We start from the raw sequence: 18,318 nt of genomic DNA, 5'->3' as shown, positions 1-18,318 counted from the left end.
AGCTTATCCTGCTTGGGCGGTGGCAACCGGCACGCGTGCCTGGAGCTCTTTTAAGGCCTTGCGGTAGACCTCTCGTTTAAACGACACCACTTGGTCGAGCGGGTACCAGTAGCTCACCCATTGCCAGCGATCAAACTCGGCGGGGCGCTGTTTATCGAGGGCAATGCGCGACTCAGCGCCGACCAGCTGCAGCAAAAACCATTTCTGTTTTTGGCCAATGCATAACGGCGGTTTATCGTTACGAATGAAGCGCTTAGGCAATCGGTAGCGCAGCCAGCCGCGGGTCTGCGCGAGGATTTTAACGTCATCGCGCTCTAGCCCCACCTCTTCCCAGAGCTCGCGATACATGGCTTGCTCTGGCGATTCGCCCTCGCTGATGCCGCCTTGTGGAAACTGCCACGCGTCGTGACCATAGCGTTTAGCCCACAACACATCGCCCATGGCATTACAAATGATGATGCCCACATTGGGCCTGAAGCCGTCCCCGTCGATCACTGGAGAGTCCTTGAAAATCTTGAGTTTATTGACTGTATTAGTACCGCAGCGCCGTCATATCGGCAAGGATGAGCCGCGATTTTTTCGCACTAAGTGGTTATCCTTAGCTGGCATTCTTAAACGCATAAGCTGAGCTGACGATGACGCTTGCACTGTTTGACTTAGATAACACGCTGTTGGCCGGCGATTCCGACCACGCATGGGGCGAATTTTTGGCTGAAAAAGGCCATGTTGATGCAGCGGCTTATGCACGTGCTAATGATGGCTTTTTCGCCGATTATCAGGCCGGAACGCTGGATATTCGCGCATTTTGCGAGTTTGTTTTTGCTGTGTTGGCGCGCAATACGCCAGCGACTTTGGCGCAATGGCACGCTGAATTTATGCGTGAGCGTGTTGAGCCCATGCTGTTGCCGAAAGCGCAGGCGTTGCTCGACAAGCATCGTGCCCTTGGCCATACGCTGGTCATCATTACCGCAACCAATCGTTTCGTCACCGCGCCGATTGCGCAGCGCTTGGGTGTTGAGCATCTGATTGCCACTGAACCCGAGCAAGATGCGCGTGGCCATTACACGGGGCGCCTGCACGGCACGCCCTGCTTCCAAGCAGGCAAAATCACGCGCCTCAAGGCGTGGATAAACGCGCATCATGGCCGCCTCGACGAAGCGTGGTTTTACTCCGACTCGCGCAATGATTTGCCGCTACTCGAGTGCGTGGCGCATCCCGTCGCAGTCGATGCCGATGCCGTGTTGTCACGCATTGCCGATGAGCGGGGCTGGCAACAACTCAGTCTTCGTGATTAAGTCAGCTGCTTAATGAGCCTTGGGGAATCATCATGCGTCGCATAATCAGCTTGTTTGGTGTGGTGATGTTATTGGCAGCATGCAGCTTGCAATGGGCCGGTCTCAATAACGGCGTCAGTGGCTTGACCTCGCGGGATGCCACGCGCCTGAGCGCATCCGCAGCAGAAAAAGACAAAGTCATTGCCGAAATTGCCCAAGATCAAGACATTGCGCGTCTCAATGCGGCGCTCACCGATGTCCTAACGCAGGCTGATCAGCGCGCGAGCGAGCAACGCACGCAATGGGCGGATTTGATTCCAAGCATGACCTTTGAGCAAAAGCTGCACGTGCTTGATGTACTCGCCAATGAGCGTTTGCAGTTGCTCGCTAGCGACGCCGATGCCCCGCGTCCGTAACCACCACATCGACGGCTTGATCCCACGGCTCACTAACTAGCTGCGTGTGTTCTTGAGTAGCATGCGCCAAGCCAATGAGCTGCGGGCGCCGTACGCGGCGATGCAAGCGCGCCACGACTCGGTCGTAGAAACCACCACCCATGCCGAGGCGCTGACCTTGGCGATCAAACCCCACCAATGGCATGAGCAGGGCATCGAGCTGGTGTGCGGCAATGGCGCCGCGCCCAATCGGCTCGCGTAAACCATAGCGATTGCGTTTGCCGGGCCAGCGTTGTTGGCGCAACTGTTGACGATGGCGCACGCTGAACGCTTGCGCGGGCGCCTCAACAAAGCGAAGACCGTGTCTCTGCAGGACAACCGGCAAATACAACCGCACACCGCGACGCTGTAAATAGCGAGCAAACAAGCTGGGGTCAATTTCGCCATCGCTGGGCCAATACAAAGCGACATGCTGCCAACGGTGCTGGCCGACAAGTCGCTGTAAATAGTAGGCAAGTCGCTGAGCGGCGCGCTGCTGGTGCGCGGCGGAGTATTGTCTGCGCTGTGCGCGCAAATGCTGGCGGAGGGCGTGTTTCGTGTGCTTGAACGAAAAGTCCATGAAGCGAAGTTTCTCCGAGCGTGCCGCTGTTTATCGTCACCCTTGAACCCTGCGGTTCAAGGGGGAGGCGGCGTCATAACATTAGGCTTTCCGACGGGCGGACATGCACACCGCTATAAACGAACGCATCCCAATGGTTTAAACATCGGCTCAGGGGATCTGACAAACTGGCGAACACCCCAGAGAAGAAATTTAGTATACGCATCTGCTGCCAGATTGCTAAGGCTTGTCTGTTATAAAACCGTTGTTCTTCAGTGCTGAGATTGCTAACAAATGCGTTTTAGTGCCTAAGTGCTTGATGTGTCCTCAGCCAGCGCAGTTTCTAGACGCTTTAATAGGCCAGCGACGGCGTCGGCACCGACTTGCGGCTCATGCTCAGCTTGTTGGCGGCTGAGTAATTCGTGGCTAATGTTGAGCGCGGCAATCACGGCAATCCGCTCAAGGCCCAAAACTTTGCCGCTGCCACGAATCTCGCGCATTTTGCGGTCGAGAAACTGCGCAGCGCGCTGCAAGTTGTCTTGCTCGGCAGGCGGACAGGCAATTTTATAGGCCTTGTCGAGGATAAAAATATCGAGCGTGTGGTGTTCGCTGCTCATAAATGGTCTGCGCTCAAGTGTGCATTAGCTCGATGTGTCGAGGGCTTTTAGTCGCGTAATGATGGCTTCGACGCGATCGCGCGCCACCTCATTGCGGTGCTTTAAATCTTCGCGTTCGTTTTCTAGCGCCTGAATGCGCGCTTCAAGCGCCGTGCAGTGTTGTTGGCTGGCGTGGTAACGCGCCAATAATTGCTCGAGATGACCGCTCAGTGCCTGGAAATCTTGTTCACGCATGTTCGGTTCGCCGTGAAGAAAGTCAGCCGCTACTATAAGATTCATCTCAGCTCATGCCAACAGGAGGCCGTCATCATGCAAGCAGCTCTTTTGCCCAGCGTTGAATCGCTCGCGCTCGCGTTAACCGAGGCAAATGCCGATTGCAGTAGCTCGGAGCTGCACGGCTTAATGTCTGGGCTGTTGGCGTCTGGCGCACGGCTCAATCGTCATGCCTTAATTAAGACGCTCGAAAGCCATGCCGATCCCGCGCAAGCATTTAACGATGCCATGATCGCTAGTCTCTGGCAGTTGCAATTACAAACGCTAGAAGACTTCAACGCGGATGAGCTGGCCTATAAGCCCATGTTGCCGGATGACGAAGAGCCGCTTGCGGCGCGTGTGGTGGCGCTCGCCGATTTTTGCCGCGGGCTGCTCGCCGGCATTGGCTTAGGGGCGCCGGCCAATAGCCCGGTGCTGGCCGAGGAAACCATGCGCGAGACCTTGCAAGATCTCGCGCACATCACCCAAGTCGATACAGTCGATGACGATGATGAAGAAGGTGAGGCGGCGTATTTAGAATTGCACGAGTTTGTGCGCTTGGCAGCCATGCATTTATTTGAGGAAATGGCGCCGCGCGAAGAGCATGCCCACGACGCGCCAGAGTCCACAGACCCTACTTTGCACTGAGGTTTTTATGCAGCTTGGCATTTCGCCAGAAGAATTTGCTGCCCGCCGCGCGGCGCTGATGGCGCGCGTGGGGCCCGATGCTGCGGTGGTGATTGCCGCCGCTGTGCATCATCGCCGCAATCGCGACACCGAGTATCGCTATCGCCAAGATTCGGACTTTTATTACCTCACCGGCTTTGCTGAGCCGGAGGCGCTGCTGGTGTTATTGCCCGGTCGCGCAGAAGGTGAATTTGTGCTGTTTTGCCGCGATCGTGACCGCGCCATGGAAATTTGGAATGGCTATCGGGCGGGGCCTGAGGGCGCCGTGCGTGACTATGGCGCCGATCAGGCCTTTGTCATGACTGAGGCCGACACCCAGATGCCCGGCCTTCTCGCTGGCCGCCAGCGCGTCTTTGCGCCCATGGGCACAGCTTTTGATAGCACGCTGGCCGGCTGGATGAATGCCGTGCGGGCGCAAAGCCGCGCCGGTGTGCAAGCGCCGGAGTCATTACACGCGATCGATAGCGCGTTGCACCCGCTGCGGCTGATTAAGTCGGCTGCAGAGATTGCCATCATGCAGGCGGCGGCGGATTTGAGCGCTGAGGGCCACCGCCGCGCCATGGCGGTGGCGAAGCCGGGCCGCTATGAATATGAGCTCGAAGCCGAGTTGCTGCATAGCTTTACGCGCCACGGCTGCATCGCGCCGGCGTATGGCAGCATTGTCGGTAGCGGCGCGAATGCCTGTATTTTGCATTACACCGACAACAACGCCGAACTGCGCGATGGCGATTTAGTGCTCATCGACGCTGGCGGCGAATTGCAGTATTACGCTGCCGACATCACCCGCACTTTCCCGGTCAATGGCCGTTTCTCGGCTGAACAAAAGGCCTTATATGATGTGGTGCTGGCGGCGCAGCTAGCGGCCATTGCGGTAGTGCAGGTGGGCCAGTCTTGGCAAGCGCCACACGAAGCGGCGGTGCGCGTGCTGTGTCAGGGATTGCTTGACCTGGGTTTGCTTAAAGGCGAGCTTGAGGCGGTCATTGAGGCGGGCGATTATCGGCGCTTTTATATGCACCGCACCGGCCATTGGCTGGGTATGGATGTCCACGATGTCGGCGATTATCGTGTGGATGGTCAGTGGCGCGCGCTGGCGCCGGGCATGGTGCTGACCGTGGAGCCGGGGCTGTATATCGCCCCCGATGACGACACCGTGGAGGCGCGTTGGCGGGGCATTGGCATTCGTATTGAGGATGATGTGCTGGTCACCGAGACCGGGCCGCTGGTGTTGACCGCGAAAGCGCCAAAGACCATTGCCGAGATTGAAGCCTTGGTGGGCAGCGCATGAGTGAGTCGGGCGTGGTGATTGTTGGTGGCGGCATGGTGGGCGTGACCTTGGCGCTGTTGATGGCCAAGGCCGCGCCAACCTTGCCGGTGACCCTGCTAGAGGCTGCGCGCTTGCCGCCGGCGCTGGCGCCGGGTGCGATGCCGAGCTACACGCCGAGTTTTGATGCACGCAATACCGCGCTGTCGCGGCGCAGCATTGAGGCCTTTAAAGACCTCGGTGTCTGGCCGCAGTTGGCACCGCATGCCACGCCGATTCATCAGATTCATGTGTCCGACAAAGGTCATTTCGGCATGGCGCGTTTGAATGCCGCTGAAGAGTATGTCGATAGCTTCGGCTATGTGGTGGAAAATGCCTGGCTCGGTGCGGTGTTGCTGGCGGCGCTGCGTCAATGCCCCTCGGTGACGCTGATCGACGGTGTGCAGGTCACCGAGGTGACGAGCACGGGTGAGATGGCGCAGGTACGCTATCGGCCAGCGGCACAAATGTCGTCGAGCATGGCCGCTGCGAGTGACCCAAGCAGCGCTTCCATCAATGCGCCGATGAGTGCCTCAGACGACATCACGTTAACCACACCACTACTCATTGCCGCCGATGGCGCGCAGTCGCAAAGTCGCGCCTGGCTCGGTGTCGATGTGCGCAGTCAGCCTTATGGCCAAACGGCTATTGTGACCGCCTGCGAAACCAGCCTGCCGCACGCGCAAGTTGCCTTCGAGCGCTTCACCGCCGATGGCCCGATTGCCTTGCTACCGCTACCCGACCAGCCAGATGCCATCGATGCCGCCCAGCCCGGCTGTCGGCGCTCGCTGGTGTGGGCGCTGAGCGATGCCGAAGCGGCACGCGTACAGGCGCTCGATGACGCCGGCTTTATGCAGGCCTTGCAGCAGGCCTTTGGTCGTCGTGCAGGGCGTTTTCGCCGTGTTGGTCAGCGCCACGCCTACCCATTGGCCTTGATGGTCGCCAGCCAGCAAGTGCAAGGCCGCGCGGTGATTTTGGGCAATGCCGCGCACAGCCTGCATCCGGTTGCCGGTCAGGGCTATAACCTCTGCGTGCGTGATGCCCTGGTGCTGAGTGCGCAGCTTGCCGAAGCTCATCAGCAGGGCAAAGATTTGGGCGATGCTGGCGATTTAGCTACTTATGCCGCCGCCCGCGAGCAAGATCAGTCGCAAATTATTCGTTTCTCCGACAGCTTGGTGCGCGGCTTCTCCACGGCGCAGCCGCTAGTGAGTTGGCTGCGTAATGTAGGTCTGGTCGGTTTTGATGTGCTGCCCGGCGCCAAACCCGCGTTGGCGCGCTATGCCATGGGGCTCAGCCATGTCTGAACTCGAGCCGACACCGTCGGTGTTTGATCTCATTGTGGTTGGCGCTGGCTTAGTCGGCAGCGCCTGTGTCTTGGCGTTGCGCCAGCATGCCATTGCGCGCGATCTGCGTATTGCCGTGGTGGAGCAGGCGTTGCCGCCGACACCAGCCGCTGCCAACGCGCCTTGGGGCTTGCGGGTCTCGGCGCTGTCGCCGGAGAGTGTGCAATTTTTGCAGGATGCGGGGCTGCAAAAGCATTGGTCATTGTTGCGGCCATCACCCTATGGCGATATGCGCGTTTGGGATGCCGATGGCACCGGCCGTGTGCATTTCTCCGCGCGCCAAGCCGGCGTTGAGCACCTTGGCGTGTTGATGGAAAACGCCGCGCTGCAAACCGCGCTCTGGCAGCAACTCACGCCCGATCCGGGCTTAAACGTGTACGCGCCGCAGGCGTGGACGAGTCTTGAGCGTCGCTTACACGATTGGCAGCTGACCTTGGCCAATGGCGACACCTTGAGCGCGCCAGTAATCATTGCTGCCGATGGCGCGCAGTCGCGCGTGCGCGAGGCCGCCGGCATCGCCGTGGCGCGGCGCGACTATCATCAGCGCGGCTTGGTGTGCACGGTCAGCCACGACAAGCCGCATGAGGCCACGGCGTGGCAGCGCTTTTTGACGACCGGGCCGCTGGCATTTTTGCCCACCGATCATCCGCAGCAGTCATCGATTGTGTGGACCTTGCCAGCGGCGCAGGCCAAGGCCTATGAAGCCCTGCCGACGACTGAGTTTGAGCAGGCCTTGGCGCAGGCCTTTGAGCATCAGCTTGGTGGCGTGAAACTACTCGGTGAGCGCGCGAGTTTTCCGCTGGTGGCACAGCAGGCCGAGCATTATTGCCGCGATGGTGTGGTGCTGATTGGCGATGCCGCGCACAGCATTCATCCGCTCGCCGGTCAGGGCGTGAACTTAGGCTTTCTTGATGCGGCGGCGCTGGTGCAGGCGCTGGTGGCGCAACGTCATGCCGGTCTGCCGTGGTCGCATGAGCGGGCGCAGCGCCAGTACAGCCGTGCCCGGCGCGGTCACAATAGCCTGATGATGCATGCCATGAGCGGATTCGACGCGCTGTTTGCCAGCGAGCTGCCGGCCCTGCGGGTGCTGCGTAATCGCGGCATGAGCCTGTTTGATCACAGTGGCCTTATCAAACAGCGCATAGCACAGACGGCATTGCAGGGACGCGCCTGAGTTCGCTAACCTAGCGCAAAATAATAACACCGCAGGATGCCCCCATGGCCGCTAAGCGCCTCAGTCTCGCCGACTCGTTTTTTCTTAACGCCGAATCGCGCGATGCCTATATGCATGTCGCCATGCTGCATCGCTACGCGCTGCCAGAAGGCGCGGGCCCTGAGTGGGTCGGCCAAATGGTCGCGCGCATGAAAACGTATCCGGTCGACCAGTCGCCGTTTAATCTGCGCTTGCGCACCGGCGTTGGCAGCAAAGTCGCGCCGGCGTGGGAGCCCGATGAGCGCATCGACATTGACTATCACCTGCGTCATGCCGCCTTGCCGCATCCGGGTGGCGAACGCGAACTCGGCGTGCTGATCTCGCGCTTGCACAGCCAGCCGCTCGATAAAAATCGGCCCTTGTGGGAGTGCACGGTTATTGAAGGCCTGCACGATGGCAGCTTCGCGTTGTATTTCAAGATTCATCACGCGCTAATGGATGGCATGTCCGGCTCGCGCACCATGAGCCGCTGCCTAAGCCCCGACCCCAGCAACCTCGATATGCCCGCGTTTTGGGCGATGCCGCCACTCAAGCGCGCCAGTGCCGCCGTGCCAAAAGCCATTGCCGAGTCGGCGCAAGCCTTGGCGCGCACCAGCGTGCTTAGTGTCTTGGGCCAGTCATTTCGCGCGTGGATGCGCATGCTGCGCGCCGCCCCCGAGTCTGGCTTGATCGGGCCCTACCGCTCGCCAAGTTGCTCGCTCAATGCCGTGGTTAGTCCGCAACGCCGTTTTGCCACCCAAAGTCTGCCCATCGATCGCATGAAAGCCGTGGCCGAGCGCGCCGGCGGCACACTCAATGACATCGTGCTGGCGGTCTGTGCCACCGCGCTGCGGCGCTATCTGTTGGAGCAAGGCGACTTGCCGGCCAAGCCGCTGGTGTCATCGATTCCGGTGTCGCTGCGTACGCGCGAAGAGGCGGGCGAAGGCAATGGCATCAGTCTCGCACTGGCCTCGCTCGGTACCCATATTGCCGACCCCAAGGCGCGCTTTCAGCACATCAAGGCGTCCATGCAGGCCAATAAAGACTTGCTCGGCACCATGACCAAGCCAGCGCTAACGCTCTACACCAACTTGCTCATGGCGCCATTTATGATTGGCCAGATGACCGGTTTGGCGGCGCGCACCAAGCGTCCCATGTACAACACCATGGTCTCCAACGTACCCGGCCCCATGGAAGTCTTGTACCTAAATGGTGCACGCTTACTCAGCGCCTACCCAGTGTCACTGATCTTCAACGGTCAGGCGCTCAACATTACGCTACTGTCTTACGATGGCCATTTACACTTTGGCTTCACGGCGTGCCGCGTGGCATTGCCACATGTGCAAAAAATTGCGGTGTATTTGGGCGAGGCGCTGGCGGAAATTGAGCAGGACCTTGGCAGCGAGGGTCGCGTAACGGCGGCTTAAAAGTCATGCTCAGCTAGCTAATTGCCACCATCGTGGTGTGGAATTAAATCGCCTGAAAGCGTATCCTCCGCGCCAAATCTAGTTCGTGGTGGCTGATTTTTGAGCAAATTTCCTATTTGCCTGAAAAGCAGCCATTAACAGCGGTGCGACTGAGGAGTGAGCAATGACGCCAGACGTCATGGAAACAGCCAGTTATTGGTCTTTCGGCATCTTTCTACTCGGCATTGTCGGCATGTGTTGCTTCATGCTGTTTGTCCCCTTTTTGCTGGGCGGTCGTGATTGGGGTCGAGCCAAAAATGATCCCTTCGAGTCCGGCATCGTGCCCCAAGGTGGCGCGCGCCTGCGCGTCTCCGCCAAGTTTTATTTGGTCGCGATGTTTTTCGTGATCTTCGATGTTGAAGCCTTATTTCTCTACGCCTGGGCCATTTCCATTCGCGAAGCCGGCTGGATGGGCTTTATTGAAGCCGCCATTTTCATTTTTGTACTGCTCGCCGGTCTGTTTTATCTCTGGCGTATTGGCGCGCTCGACTGGGCGCCCGAAGCTAGACGCAAGCGTGCGGCGCGTTTAGCGGCCGACAAAAAAGCATCCTGAGGCAACGCCCATGAAATACACCCTCACCAAAGTTGATCCTAACGCCGCCAACGACGTTTACCCTATTCAGCAAACCACCAAAGGTGTCATGGACCCTGTCGAAGAGCAGGTCAACAAGAGCATCTTCCTTGGCCGCCTCGAAGACATGATTCATGGTGCCGTGAATTGGGGCCGCAAAAATTCGCTGTGGCCGTATAACTTCGGCCTCTCCTGCTGCTATGTGGAAATGGCCACCGCCTTTACCGCCCCGCACGACGTGGCGCGTTTTGGTGCTGAGGTCATCCGCGCCTCGCCCCGCCAAGCCGACGTGATGGTGGTTGCCGGCACGTGTTTCATGAAAATGGCCCCCGTGGTGCAGCGTCTCTATGAGCAAATGCTCGAGCCAAAATGGGTGATTTCGATGGGCGCCTGCGCCAACTCGGGCGGCATGTACGATATCTATTCGGTGGTGCAAGGTGTCGATAAATTCTTGCCGGTCGATGTCTATATTCCCGGTTGCCCGCCGCGCCCTGAGGCATTTTTGCAGGCCTTGATGACCTTGCAAGAGCAAATTGGCAAAGAGCGTCGCCCGCTGTCGTGGGTCGTGGGCGATCAAGGCATTTATAAGCCCGAGCTCACGCCCAAGCGCGACGAGAAAAATGCTGAGCGCATCGAGGTGGTGAATTTACGCACCCCCGATAGCGTCTAAGGCCTACCCGATTACTTTTGAGCGACGACTAGACTGATGGCTGATGACCTGTCGATAACCTCCAATGCCGCGCCCGTAGCCGGCGCAGAGTTTGCTGTGGTGCGCGAACTCGGCGATCGTTTTGGTAGCGATCAGCTGGTGTTCCAGCCCACCAAAGACGGTGTGCCCACACTGTGGGTGCCGCGCAGCCTGATTCGCGATGTGCTGCGCTTCCTCAAGCAAGTGCCTAAGCCTTACAGCATGCTCTATGACTTGTCGGCTGTGGATGAGCGCCTGCGTAAACACCGCTATGGCCTGCCACCGGCGGATTACACGGTGTTCTACCACCTGCTCTCGATTGAGCGAAATAGTGACGTGCGCATCAAGGTCGCGCTCTCTGCCGATGACCTGAGCATCCCCACGGTGACGCCAGTATTTGCCAATGCCAATTGGTATGAGCGCGAGATCATTGATCTGTTTGGTATCGATTTTCCCGGCCATCCGCAGCCCTTCCGTCTGCTCATGCCGCGAACGTGGGTGGGTCATCCGCTGCGTAAAGATTACCCCGCGCGCGCCACCGAGTTTGACCCCTTCCAGCTCACCGCCTTGCGCCAAGACCAAGAGCAGGAAGCGCTGCGCTTTAACCCCGATGAGTGGGGCATGAAAAAAGGCAATGATGAGTCGGACTTCATGTTCCTCAATCTTGGCCCCAACCATCCCTCCGCACACGGTGCGTTCCGAATTGTGCTGCAGCTCGATGGCGAAGAAATTCTCGATTGCGTGCCGGATATTGGCTACCACCATCGCGGCGCGGAAAAAATGGCCGAGCGCCAGACCTGGCACAGCTTTATCCCCTACACCGACCGCATTGATTACCTCGGCGGCGTGATGAACAACATGCCCTATGTGCTGGCGGTCGAGCAGCTCGCCGGCATTCAGGTGCCGGCGCGCGTACAGACTATTCGCGTGATGATGTCGGAGTTTTTCCGGATCACCTCGCATTTGCTGTTTTTGGGCACTTATATCCAAGATTTCGGCGGCATGACGCCGATTTTCTTTATGTTCTCTGACCGCAAAAAGGCCTATGACGTCATTGAGGCCGTGACCGGTTTCCGTATGCATCCGGCCTGGTTCCGCATTGGCGGTGTGGCGCATGACCTGCCGCAAGGCTGGGAGCGCTTGGTGCGTGAGTTCTTGGCGTGGATGCCTAAGCGCTTGAAAGAGTACGAAAAAGCCGCCATGCGAAATAGCGTGCTAAAAAATCGTGCCATCGATATTGCTAAATACTCCGCAGCGGAAGCCATTGAGTGGGGCGTGACTGGGCCCGGTTTGCGCGCCACCGGCGTCGACTTCGACCTGCGCAAAGCGCGGCCGTATTCGGGCTATGAAAACTTCGAGTTTGAGGTGCCGCTCGCGCACAATGGCGACGCTTACGATCGTGGCATGGTGCGTATCGAAGAGATGCGCCAGTCGCTGCGCATTATTCAGCAATGTGTCGATAATATGCCGGCCGGCCCCTTCAAGGCCGATCATCCGCTCTCGGTGCCGCCGCCGAAAGATCGCACGCTGCAAGATATTGAAACGCTGATTCATCATTTCACCAGCGTGTCGTGGGGGCCGGTGATGCCCGAGGGCGAAGCTAGCATCATGGTCGAAGCGACTAAGGGTATTAATAGCTACTACCTGACCTCGGACAAAAACACGATGAGCTATCGCACACGTATCCGCACGCCGTCATTTGCGCATTTGCAGCAAATTCCCTCGGTGATTCGCGGTGCGATGATCCCGGATCTTATCGCCTATTTGGCATCCATTGACTTCGTAATGGCCGACGTTGACCGATAATGCAAACAGATAATTCAGCGCTGATTGCGACCAGCCGATTCACTTTGTCGCCACAAGAACGCACCGATATGGAGCATGCCAAGGGGCATTACCCCGACGCCCGCGCCGCCAGCATCGATGCCTTAAAAATCGTTCAGGCCAACCACGGCTATGTGCCCGATGGCGCGATTGCCGCGATTGCCGAGGTCTTGGGTATTCCGGCGGCCGATGTGGAAGGCGTGGCGACGTTTTATAGCCAGATTTTCCGTGTGCCGGTCGGACGCCATATTTTGCGCCTGTGTGACTCCATGACCTGCTACGTCAATGGCCATGAAGACGTGCTCGCCGCCATCACCGCCAAGCTCGGCATTGGCTACGGCGAAACCACCGCCGATGGCCGCTACACGCTGCTGCCGGTGTGTTGCTTGGGCAATTGCGACAAAGGCTCGACCATGATGATCGACGACGACACCCATGGCGGCCTCAATGCTGAAGTCATTCCTGGCTTGTTGGAGCAGTACTCATGATGCTTTCTTCTGTTGGTCCGGCCAATCGCATCGCGCGTTCGGCGGAAACCCATCCGCTCACGTGGCGCTTGCGTGATGACGGCGATGCGGTGTGGATGAGCGAATACGAAGCCAAAGACGGCTACAGCGCCATGAAAAAGGCGTTGCAAACCCTGGCGCCAAAAGACATTGCCACGCAGGTCAAAGATGCGGGCCTTAAAGGCCGCGGTGGTGCGGGCTTCCCGACCGGCGTGAAGTGGGGCTTGATGCCGCCCAATGACGGCGTGACGCCGCGCTACCTGCTCTGCAACGCCGATGAAATGGAGCCGAACACCTGGAAAGATCGTCTGCTGATGGAGCAAATGCCGCATTTGCTCATCGAGGGCATGATCATCAGTGCGCGCGCGCTGGAAGCTGAGACCGGCTATATCTTTCTTCGCGGTGAGTACGTTGATGCCGCACGCAACTTAAATCGCGCCCTCGATGAAGCGCGCGCCAAAGGCTATATCGGCCAAAACATTCTCGGTACCGGTGTGAACTTTGAGTTGTATGTGCACACCGGCGCTGGTCGCTATATTTGCGGCGAAGAAACCGCGCTGATTAACTCGCTGGAAGGCCGCCGCGCCAACCCACGCTCGAAGCCGCCATTCCCGGCAGCGGTGGGCGTTTGGGGCAAGCCCACCTGCGTCAATAATGTTGAAACGCTGTCGAACGTGCCAGCGATTATCGGCAATGGCGTGGTGTGGTATACCGGCATCGCGCGCCCTGGCAGTGAAGATCACGGCACCAAAATGATGGGTTTCTCCGGCAAAGTGAAAAACCCCGGCGTCTGGGAATTGCCTTTTGGCATCACCGCGCAAGAGTTGTTTGAAGACTACGCTGGCGGCATGCGCGATGGTTATACGCTGAAAGCCTGGCAGCCAGGCGGCGCCGGCACCGGCTTCTTATTGCCCGAGCATTTATCGGCGCAAATGTATGCCGGCGGCATTGGCAAGGTCGGCACGCGGATGGGCACGGGCTTAGCCTTGGCCATCGATAACACCGTCAATATGGTTTCGCTGCTGCGCAATATGGAAGAGTTTTTCGCGCGCGAATCCTGCGGCTGGTGCACCCCTTGCCGCGATGGCCTGCCGTGGAGCGTGAAGCTGCTGCGCGCCTTAGAGCGTGGCGAAGGCCAGCCCCAAGACATCGAAACGTTGCTGCAATTAGTGGGTCATTTGGGCCCTGGCAAAACCTTCTGTGCACACGCGCCTGGCGCGGTAGAGCCTTTGGGCAGCGCCATCAAATATTTTCGCGATGAGTTTATCGCTGGCGTGGCAATCCCTGCCGCCGCGGCAAACGCGTAATCACCTTTAGCTTTAAGACGGTCCCGACATGGCAACCATCCACGTAGACGGCAAATCATACGAAGTAGACGGCGGCGATAACCTGCTGCGCGCCTGCTTGTCGTTAGGCCTCGATATCCCTTATTTCTGCTGGCATCCGGCGCTCGGCTCAGTGGGCGCTTGCCGCCAATGCGCGGTCAAGCAATACGCCAACGCCGACGATACGCGCGGGCGCTTGGTGATGTCGTGCATGACACCATCGACCGATAACACCTATATCTCCATTGAAGATGAGGAGGCGAAAGTCTTCCGCGCTTCGGTGGTGGAATGGCTGATGACCAATCACCCGCACGACTGCCCGGTCTGCGAAGAGGGCGGCCATTGCCATTTGCAAGACATGACGGTGATGACCGGCCACAACACGCGGCGTTTCCGCTTTCAAAAACGCACCCACCAAAACCAAGATTTGGGCCCGTTTGTTAATCACGAAATGAATCGCTGCATTGGCTGCTATCGTTGCGTGCGTTATTACAACGACTACGCCGGTGGCGGCGACTTGGGCGTGTTTGGTGCGCACGACAACGTTTATTTTGGCCGTGTTGAAGATGGCACGCTGGAAAGCGAATTCTCCGGCAACCTCACCGAAGTCTGCCCGACCGGCGTGTTTACCGACAAAACTCATAGCGAGCGTTACAACCGCAAATGGGATATGCAGTTTGCGCCGAGTATCTGCCAAGGCTGCGCGGCGGGCTGTAATATTAGCCCCGGTGAGCGTTATGGCGAGCTGCGTCGCATCGAAAACCGCTTTAATGGCTCGGTCAATCAATACTTCCTCTGCGATCGTGGCCGCTTCGGCTATGGCTTCGTCAATCGCGATGACCGCCCGCGCCAGCCGCTGCAAAAAGTCGCCGGTAGCTTCGAGAAGCGTGGTCTTGATGCCGCGCTCGATGGCATCGCCAGCACACTAAAAGCCGCCAAGCGCGTGATCGGCATTGGCTCGCCACGCGCCAGCCTCGAGGCCAATCACGCGCTCATCGAGCTGGTCGGCGCTGATAATTTTTATGCCGGCGTCAATGCCGACGAGCAAGCGCTAAACATTCTCGTACTCGGTCTATTGCAGCAGCACGCCGATCGCGTGCCGACCCTGCGCGCGGTCGAGAAAAATGATGCGGTGTTGGTGCTCGGCGAAGACGTGACGCAGACCTCGCCGCGCTTGGCGCTGAGCTTGCGTCAGTCGGTGAAAAACAAAGCCATTGCCATGACCGCCGAGAAAAAGATTCAGGCCTGGAATGCGCTTGGCGTGCGCGATATTGGCCAGCGTGCGTTGTCACCGCTGTACATTGCCAGCGTAGAGGCGACCCGCTTGGATGATGTCGCGGCTGCGACGCATCAGGCCACGCCAGAAGACATCGCGCGCTTGGGCTTTGCGGTGGCGCATGCCATCGATGCCAATGCGCCAGCGGTGGCTGATCTCGATAGCGTCACCGCGAGCTTGGCACAACGCATTGCCGATGATCTGCTGCTGGCCGATGCGCCGCTGGTGCTCTCCGGCACCGGCGCTCAACACGCCGGTGTCATTCAAGCCGCCGCCAATATCACCAAAGCCTTGGTGGCGCGCGAGAAAGCCGCGAACCTGAGCTTGGTGGTGCGTGAGGTCAACAGCCTTGGCACCACCCTGCTCGGTGGCCAATCGCTCGATGCCGCGTTGGCTGAGCTCAGCAGCGGTGGCGCCGATGCCGTGGTGATTTTGGAAAATGACCTGACTCTGCGCGCCAATGCCGATGTGGTGCGCGCGGCCTTAGCCGATGCCGCCGTGGTTGTTGTTGATCATCAACACACGGCCACCGTAGACGCCGCCGATTGGGTTTTGTCGGCGGCCAGCTTTGCCGAGGGCGATGGCACGGTGGTCAGCCAAGAAGGCCGCGCTCAGCGCTTCTTCCAAGTCTATGACCCATCCTATTACGACGCCGCTGTGCTGGTGCGCGAGTCTTGGCGCTGGCTGCATGCCTTGCGCAGCACATTAATCGATCAGGATGTGCGCTGGACGCAGCTCGATGAGGCCACTGGCGCGACCGCCGCGCATCATCCGGCCTTAGCCGCGATTGTTGATGCCGCACCGGGCGCTAATTTCCGCATCAAAGGCCTGAAGATTGCCCGTGAGCCGCGCCGTTATTCGGGCCGTACCGCCATGCGCGCGAATATCTCCGTGCATGAGCCGCGCGCTTCGCAAGACATCGACACCGCCTTGGCGTTTTCCATGGAAGGCTATAGCGGCCCCAATGAGAACTCGCCGCTGGTGCCATTTGCGCATGCGCCGGGCTGGAATTCGCCGCAGGCGTGGAGCAAGTTCCAAGATGAAGTCGGTGGTCATCTGCGTGGTGGTGATGAGGGCACACGCTTATTTAGCGGTGCTTTTGAGAGTGCTTATTTCGATGATATTCCTGCCGCGTTTGCCGCTGTTAGCGGCCAATTGCGCGTCGTAGCGCGCCACCATTTATTCGGTAGCGATGAGCTTAGCGCGCGCGCCGAGGTGGTGGCGCCGCAACTCGCGAGCGCCTACGCGGGCTTGTCGGCGGCCACGGCGGCTCAGCTCAACGCCAGCGAGCAACTCAGCATCACACTCAATGGCCAAGCGCTGAGTCTGCCCGTACAGATCAGTGACACCTTGGCCGATGGCGCGGTGAGCCTGCCGCAGGGCTATGCCATGACGCTGACGAGCTGGGCCACGCTTGCTGGAGATCATGCCTAATGACTTTCGATTGGCTCACGCCCGACCTCATCAGCATCGTCACGCAAGTCGCGAAAGCGGTGATCATTTTGCTCGCCGTGGTGCTCTCGGGCGCTTTCTTGAGTTTTGTGGAGCGGCGCTTGTTGGCGCTCTGGCAAGACCGCCACGGCCCTACGCGCGTTGGTCCATTTGGTCTGTTGCAGCTCGCTGCCGACATGCTCAAGATGTTTTTCAAGGAAGACTGGACGCCGCCATTTGCCGATAAAATGATCTTTTGGTTGGCGCCAGCCATTGCGCTGTCATCGCTACTGATGGTCATGGCCGTGGTGCCAATTACGCCCGATTGGATGGTCATTGACCTGAATATTGGCCTGCTGTTTTTCCTCGCCATGGCCGGCCTCGCGGTCTATGCCGTGCTCTTTGCCGGCTGGGCCAGTAACAACAAATACGCCTTGCTCGGCGCCCTACGTGCTTCGGCACAAACGCTGTCTTACGAAGTCTTTATGGGCATCGCCTTATTGGGCGTGGTCGCGCAAGCCGGCTCATTTAGTCTGCGCGATATCGTTTTTGCGCAAGAAGGTCTGTGGAATATCGTGCCGCAGTTTTTCGGCTTCTGTACGTTTTTAGTCGCCGGTATCGCCGTCACACACCGCCATCCGTTCGACCAACCCGAGGCCGAGCAGGAGCTCGCCGAAGGCTATCACATCGAATATTCCGGCTTGAAATGGGGCATGTTCTTTGTCGGCGAATACGTTAGCGTGGTTGTTGTCTCCTCGCTGCTGGCCACGCTGTTTTTGGGCGGATGGCTGCCGCTGCCAATCCCCTATCTTGAAGGCATTCCACCATTTTTCTGGTTCGCCGCCAAAACTGGCTTCTTTATCATGTTTTTCGTGTTGATTCGCGGTGCCCTTATGCGCCCGCGCTATGACCGCGTGATGACATTCGGCTGGATGGTGTGCCTGCCATTAACCCTGATTAACCTGCTGGTGACCGCGGCGGTCATCTTGCTCAATACGCCGCAGTGAGGACACGATCATGACACTCAAAGGTATTTTGGTCGGGATTTATACGCAGCTCCGCAGCATTGTCATGGTGTTTTCGCATGCCTTTCGTAAGCGCGAGACCTTGATGTATCCAGAGGTGCCGATTTATGTCCCGCCGCGCTACCGTGGCCGCATTGTCTTAACGCGCGACCCCGATGGTGAAGAGCGTTGCGTGGCCTGCAACTTATGTGCGGTGGCCTGCCCAGTGGGCTGCATTTCCTTGCAAAAAGCCGAAACCGAAGATGGCCGTTGGTATCCGGAGTTTTTCCGCATCAACTTCTCGCGCTGCATTTTCTGCGGCATGTGCGAAGAGGCCTGCCCGACCACGGCTATTCAGCTCACGCCTGACTTTGAATTGGCCGAGTTCAACCGCCAAGACTTGGTCTACGAGAAAGAAAACCTGCTGATTTCCGGCCCCGGCAAAAACCCTGACTACAACTTCTATCGCGTGGCGGGCATGGCCATTGCTGGTAAAGCCAAAGGCGGCGCGCAAAATGAAGCCGCACCCGTCAGTGTTAAGGGCTTGATGCCCTAAGCCACCAACCAGA

General features: G+C 58.6%; 18 protein-coding genes, 1 other RNA gene and 1 pseudogene. 15 read left to right on the top strand and 5 right to left on the bottom strand.

The window, feature by feature from the left end:
* Positions 1-3: 3 nt before the first annotated feature.
* Positions 4-495: an RNA pyrophosphohydrolase gene (gene rppH / locus DFR26_RS01055; RefSeq protein WP_116207096.1), complete on the bottom strand. Its 492-nt coding sequence runs from the start codon at positions 493-495 to the stop codon at positions 4-6.
* Between the two features lie 140 nt (positions 496-635).
* On the opposite strand from rppH, the gene DFR26_RS01050 reads away from it, so the two are divergent.
* On the top strand, positions 636-1,295 hold the full coding sequence (locus DFR26_RS01050; RefSeq protein WP_116207095.1) for a histidinol-phosphatase: 660 nt from the start codon (positions 636-638) through the stop codon (positions 1,293-1,295).
* Between the two features lie 32 nt (positions 1,296-1,327).
* Positions 1,328-1,690: a hypothetical protein gene (locus DFR26_RS01045; RefSeq protein WP_116207094.1), complete on the top strand. Its 363-nt coding sequence runs from the start codon at positions 1,328-1,330 to the stop codon at positions 1,688-1,690.
* On the opposite strand, the gene DFR26_RS01040 is transcribed toward DFR26_RS01045, so the two are convergent.
* From DFR26_RS01040 to DFR26_RS01025, 4 genes are all read right to left on the bottom strand, one after another.
* Positions 1,662-2,288 (bottom strand): 5-formyltetrahydrofolate cyclo-ligase, encoded by a 627-nt coding sequence (locus tag DFR26_RS01040; protein ID WP_116207093.1) that lies wholly within the window; start codon positions 2,286-2,288, stop codon positions 1,662-1,664. The two genes, DFR26_RS01045 and DFR26_RS01040, sit on opposite strands and share 29 nt — an antisense overlap.
* Positions 2,289-2,295: 7 nt before the next feature.
* Positions 2,296-2,477: non-coding RNA, 6S RNA (gene ssrS, locus DFR26_RS01035), on the bottom strand.
* Between the two features lie 98 nt (positions 2,478-2,575).
* A complete protein-coding gene (locus DFR26_RS01030; protein WP_116207092.1) occupies positions 2,576-2,884 on the bottom strand; it encodes a cell division protein ZapA in 309 nt (102 codons plus the stop codon).
* A 24-nt stretch (positions 2,885-2,908) separates the two neighbouring features.
* On the bottom strand, positions 2,909-3,163 hold the full coding sequence (locus tag DFR26_RS01025; protein ID WP_181898943.1) for a DUF904 domain-containing protein: 255 nt from the start codon (positions 3,161-3,163) through the stop codon (positions 2,909-2,911).
* 30 nt (positions 3,164-3,193) lie between these two features.
* Between DFR26_RS01025 and DFR26_RS01020 the strand changes: the two genes are divergently transcribed.
* The 13 genes and pseudogenes from DFR26_RS01020 to nuoI all read left to right on the top strand — a co-directional run bounded on the left by DFR26_RS01020 (position 3,194) and on the right by nuoI (position 18,305).
* The gene (locus DFR26_RS01020) at positions 3,194-3,784 is read left to right on the top strand and encodes a UPF0149 family protein (protein ID WP_181898942.1); all 591 of its coding nucleotides are present in this window, start codon (positions 3,194-3,196) and stop codon (positions 3,782-3,784) included.
* 7 nt (positions 3,785-3,791) lie between these two features.
* A complete protein-coding gene (gene pepP, locus DFR26_RS01015; RefSeq protein WP_116207089.1) occupies positions 3,792-5,108 on the top strand; it encodes a Xaa-Pro aminopeptidase in 1,317 nt (438 codons plus the stop codon).
* Entirely contained in the window at positions 5,105-6,427 is a 1,323-nt protein-coding gene (locus DFR26_RS01010; RefSeq protein ID WP_116207088.1) for an FAD-dependent monooxygenase, read from the top strand. Before pepP ends, DFR26_RS01010 begins: the two co-directional genes overlap by 4 nt.
* Entirely contained in the window at positions 6,420-7,640 is a 1,221-nt protein-coding gene (locus tag DFR26_RS01005) for a UbiH/UbiF/VisC/COQ6 family ubiquinone biosynthesis hydroxylase (protein WP_181898941.1), read from the top strand. Before DFR26_RS01010 ends, DFR26_RS01005 begins: the two co-directional genes overlap by 8 nt.
* Before the next feature lie 44 nt (positions 7,641-7,684).
* Complete coding sequence (locus DFR26_RS01000; protein ID WP_116207086.1) at positions 7,685-9,085, top strand: WS/DGAT/MGAT family O-acyltransferase; 1,401 nt, start codon at positions 7,685-7,687, stop codon at positions 9,083-9,085.
* Positions 9,086-9,320: 235 nt separating this feature from the next.
* Positions 9,321-9,644 (top strand): annotated as a pseudogene (gene ndhC / locus DFR26_RS00995) (NADH-quinone oxidoreductase subunit A); the annotation flags it as partial.
* A 43-nt stretch (positions 9,645-9,687) separates the two neighbouring features.
* Positions 9,688-10,365 carry a NuoB/complex I 20 kDa subunit family protein gene (locus tag DFR26_RS00990; RefSeq protein ID WP_116207084.1) on the top strand — a complete coding sequence of 226 codons (678 nt, stop codon included), beginning with the start codon at positions 9,688-9,690 and terminating at the stop codon, positions 10,363-10,365.
* 36 nt (positions 10,366-10,401) lie between these two features.
* On the top strand, positions 10,402-12,189 hold the full coding sequence (nuoC, locus tag DFR26_RS00985; RefSeq protein ID WP_116207083.1) for an NADH-quinone oxidoreductase subunit C/D: 1,788 nt from the start codon (positions 10,402-10,404) through the stop codon (positions 12,187-12,189).
* Positions 12,189-12,695: an NADH-quinone oxidoreductase subunit NuoE gene (gene nuoE, locus DFR26_RS00980; RefSeq protein WP_116207082.1), complete on the top strand. Its 507-nt coding sequence runs from the start codon at positions 12,189-12,191 to the stop codon at positions 12,693-12,695. Before nuoC ends, nuoE begins: the two co-directional genes overlap by 1 nt.
* The gene (nuoF, locus tag DFR26_RS00975) at positions 12,695-14,020 is read left to right on the top strand and encodes an NADH-quinone oxidoreductase subunit NuoF (protein WP_425453346.1); all 1,326 of its coding nucleotides are present in this window, start codon (positions 12,695-12,697) and stop codon (positions 14,018-14,020) included. The genes nuoE and nuoF overlap by 1 nt, the downstream gene beginning before the upstream one ends.
* Positions 14,021-14,048: 28 nt before the next feature.
* On the top strand, positions 14,049-16,748 hold the full coding sequence (gene nuoG, locus DFR26_RS00970; protein WP_116207080.1) for an NADH-quinone oxidoreductase subunit NuoG: 2,700 nt from the start codon (positions 14,049-14,051) through the stop codon (positions 16,746-16,748).
* Positions 16,748-17,752: an NADH-quinone oxidoreductase subunit NuoH gene (gene nuoH, locus DFR26_RS00965; protein WP_116207079.1), complete on the top strand. Its 1,005-nt coding sequence runs from the start codon at positions 16,748-16,750 to the stop codon at positions 17,750-17,752. Before nuoG ends, nuoH begins: the two co-directional genes overlap by 1 nt.
* A 10-nt stretch (positions 17,753-17,762) precedes the next feature.
* Entirely contained in the window at positions 17,763-18,305 is a 543-nt protein-coding gene (gene nuoI, locus DFR26_RS00960) for an NADH-quinone oxidoreductase subunit NuoI (protein WP_116207078.1), read from the top strand.
* The last annotated feature ends 13 nt before the right edge of the window (positions 18,306-18,318 follow it).

The organism is Paraperlucidibaca baekdonensis (assembly GCF_003387535.1).
GTDB classification, from domain to species: Bacteria; Pseudomonadota; Gammaproteobacteria; order Pseudomonadales; family Moraxellaceae; genus Perlucidibaca; species Perlucidibaca baekdonensis.
This window is presented reverse-complemented; position numbering and strand designations above follow the sequence as displayed.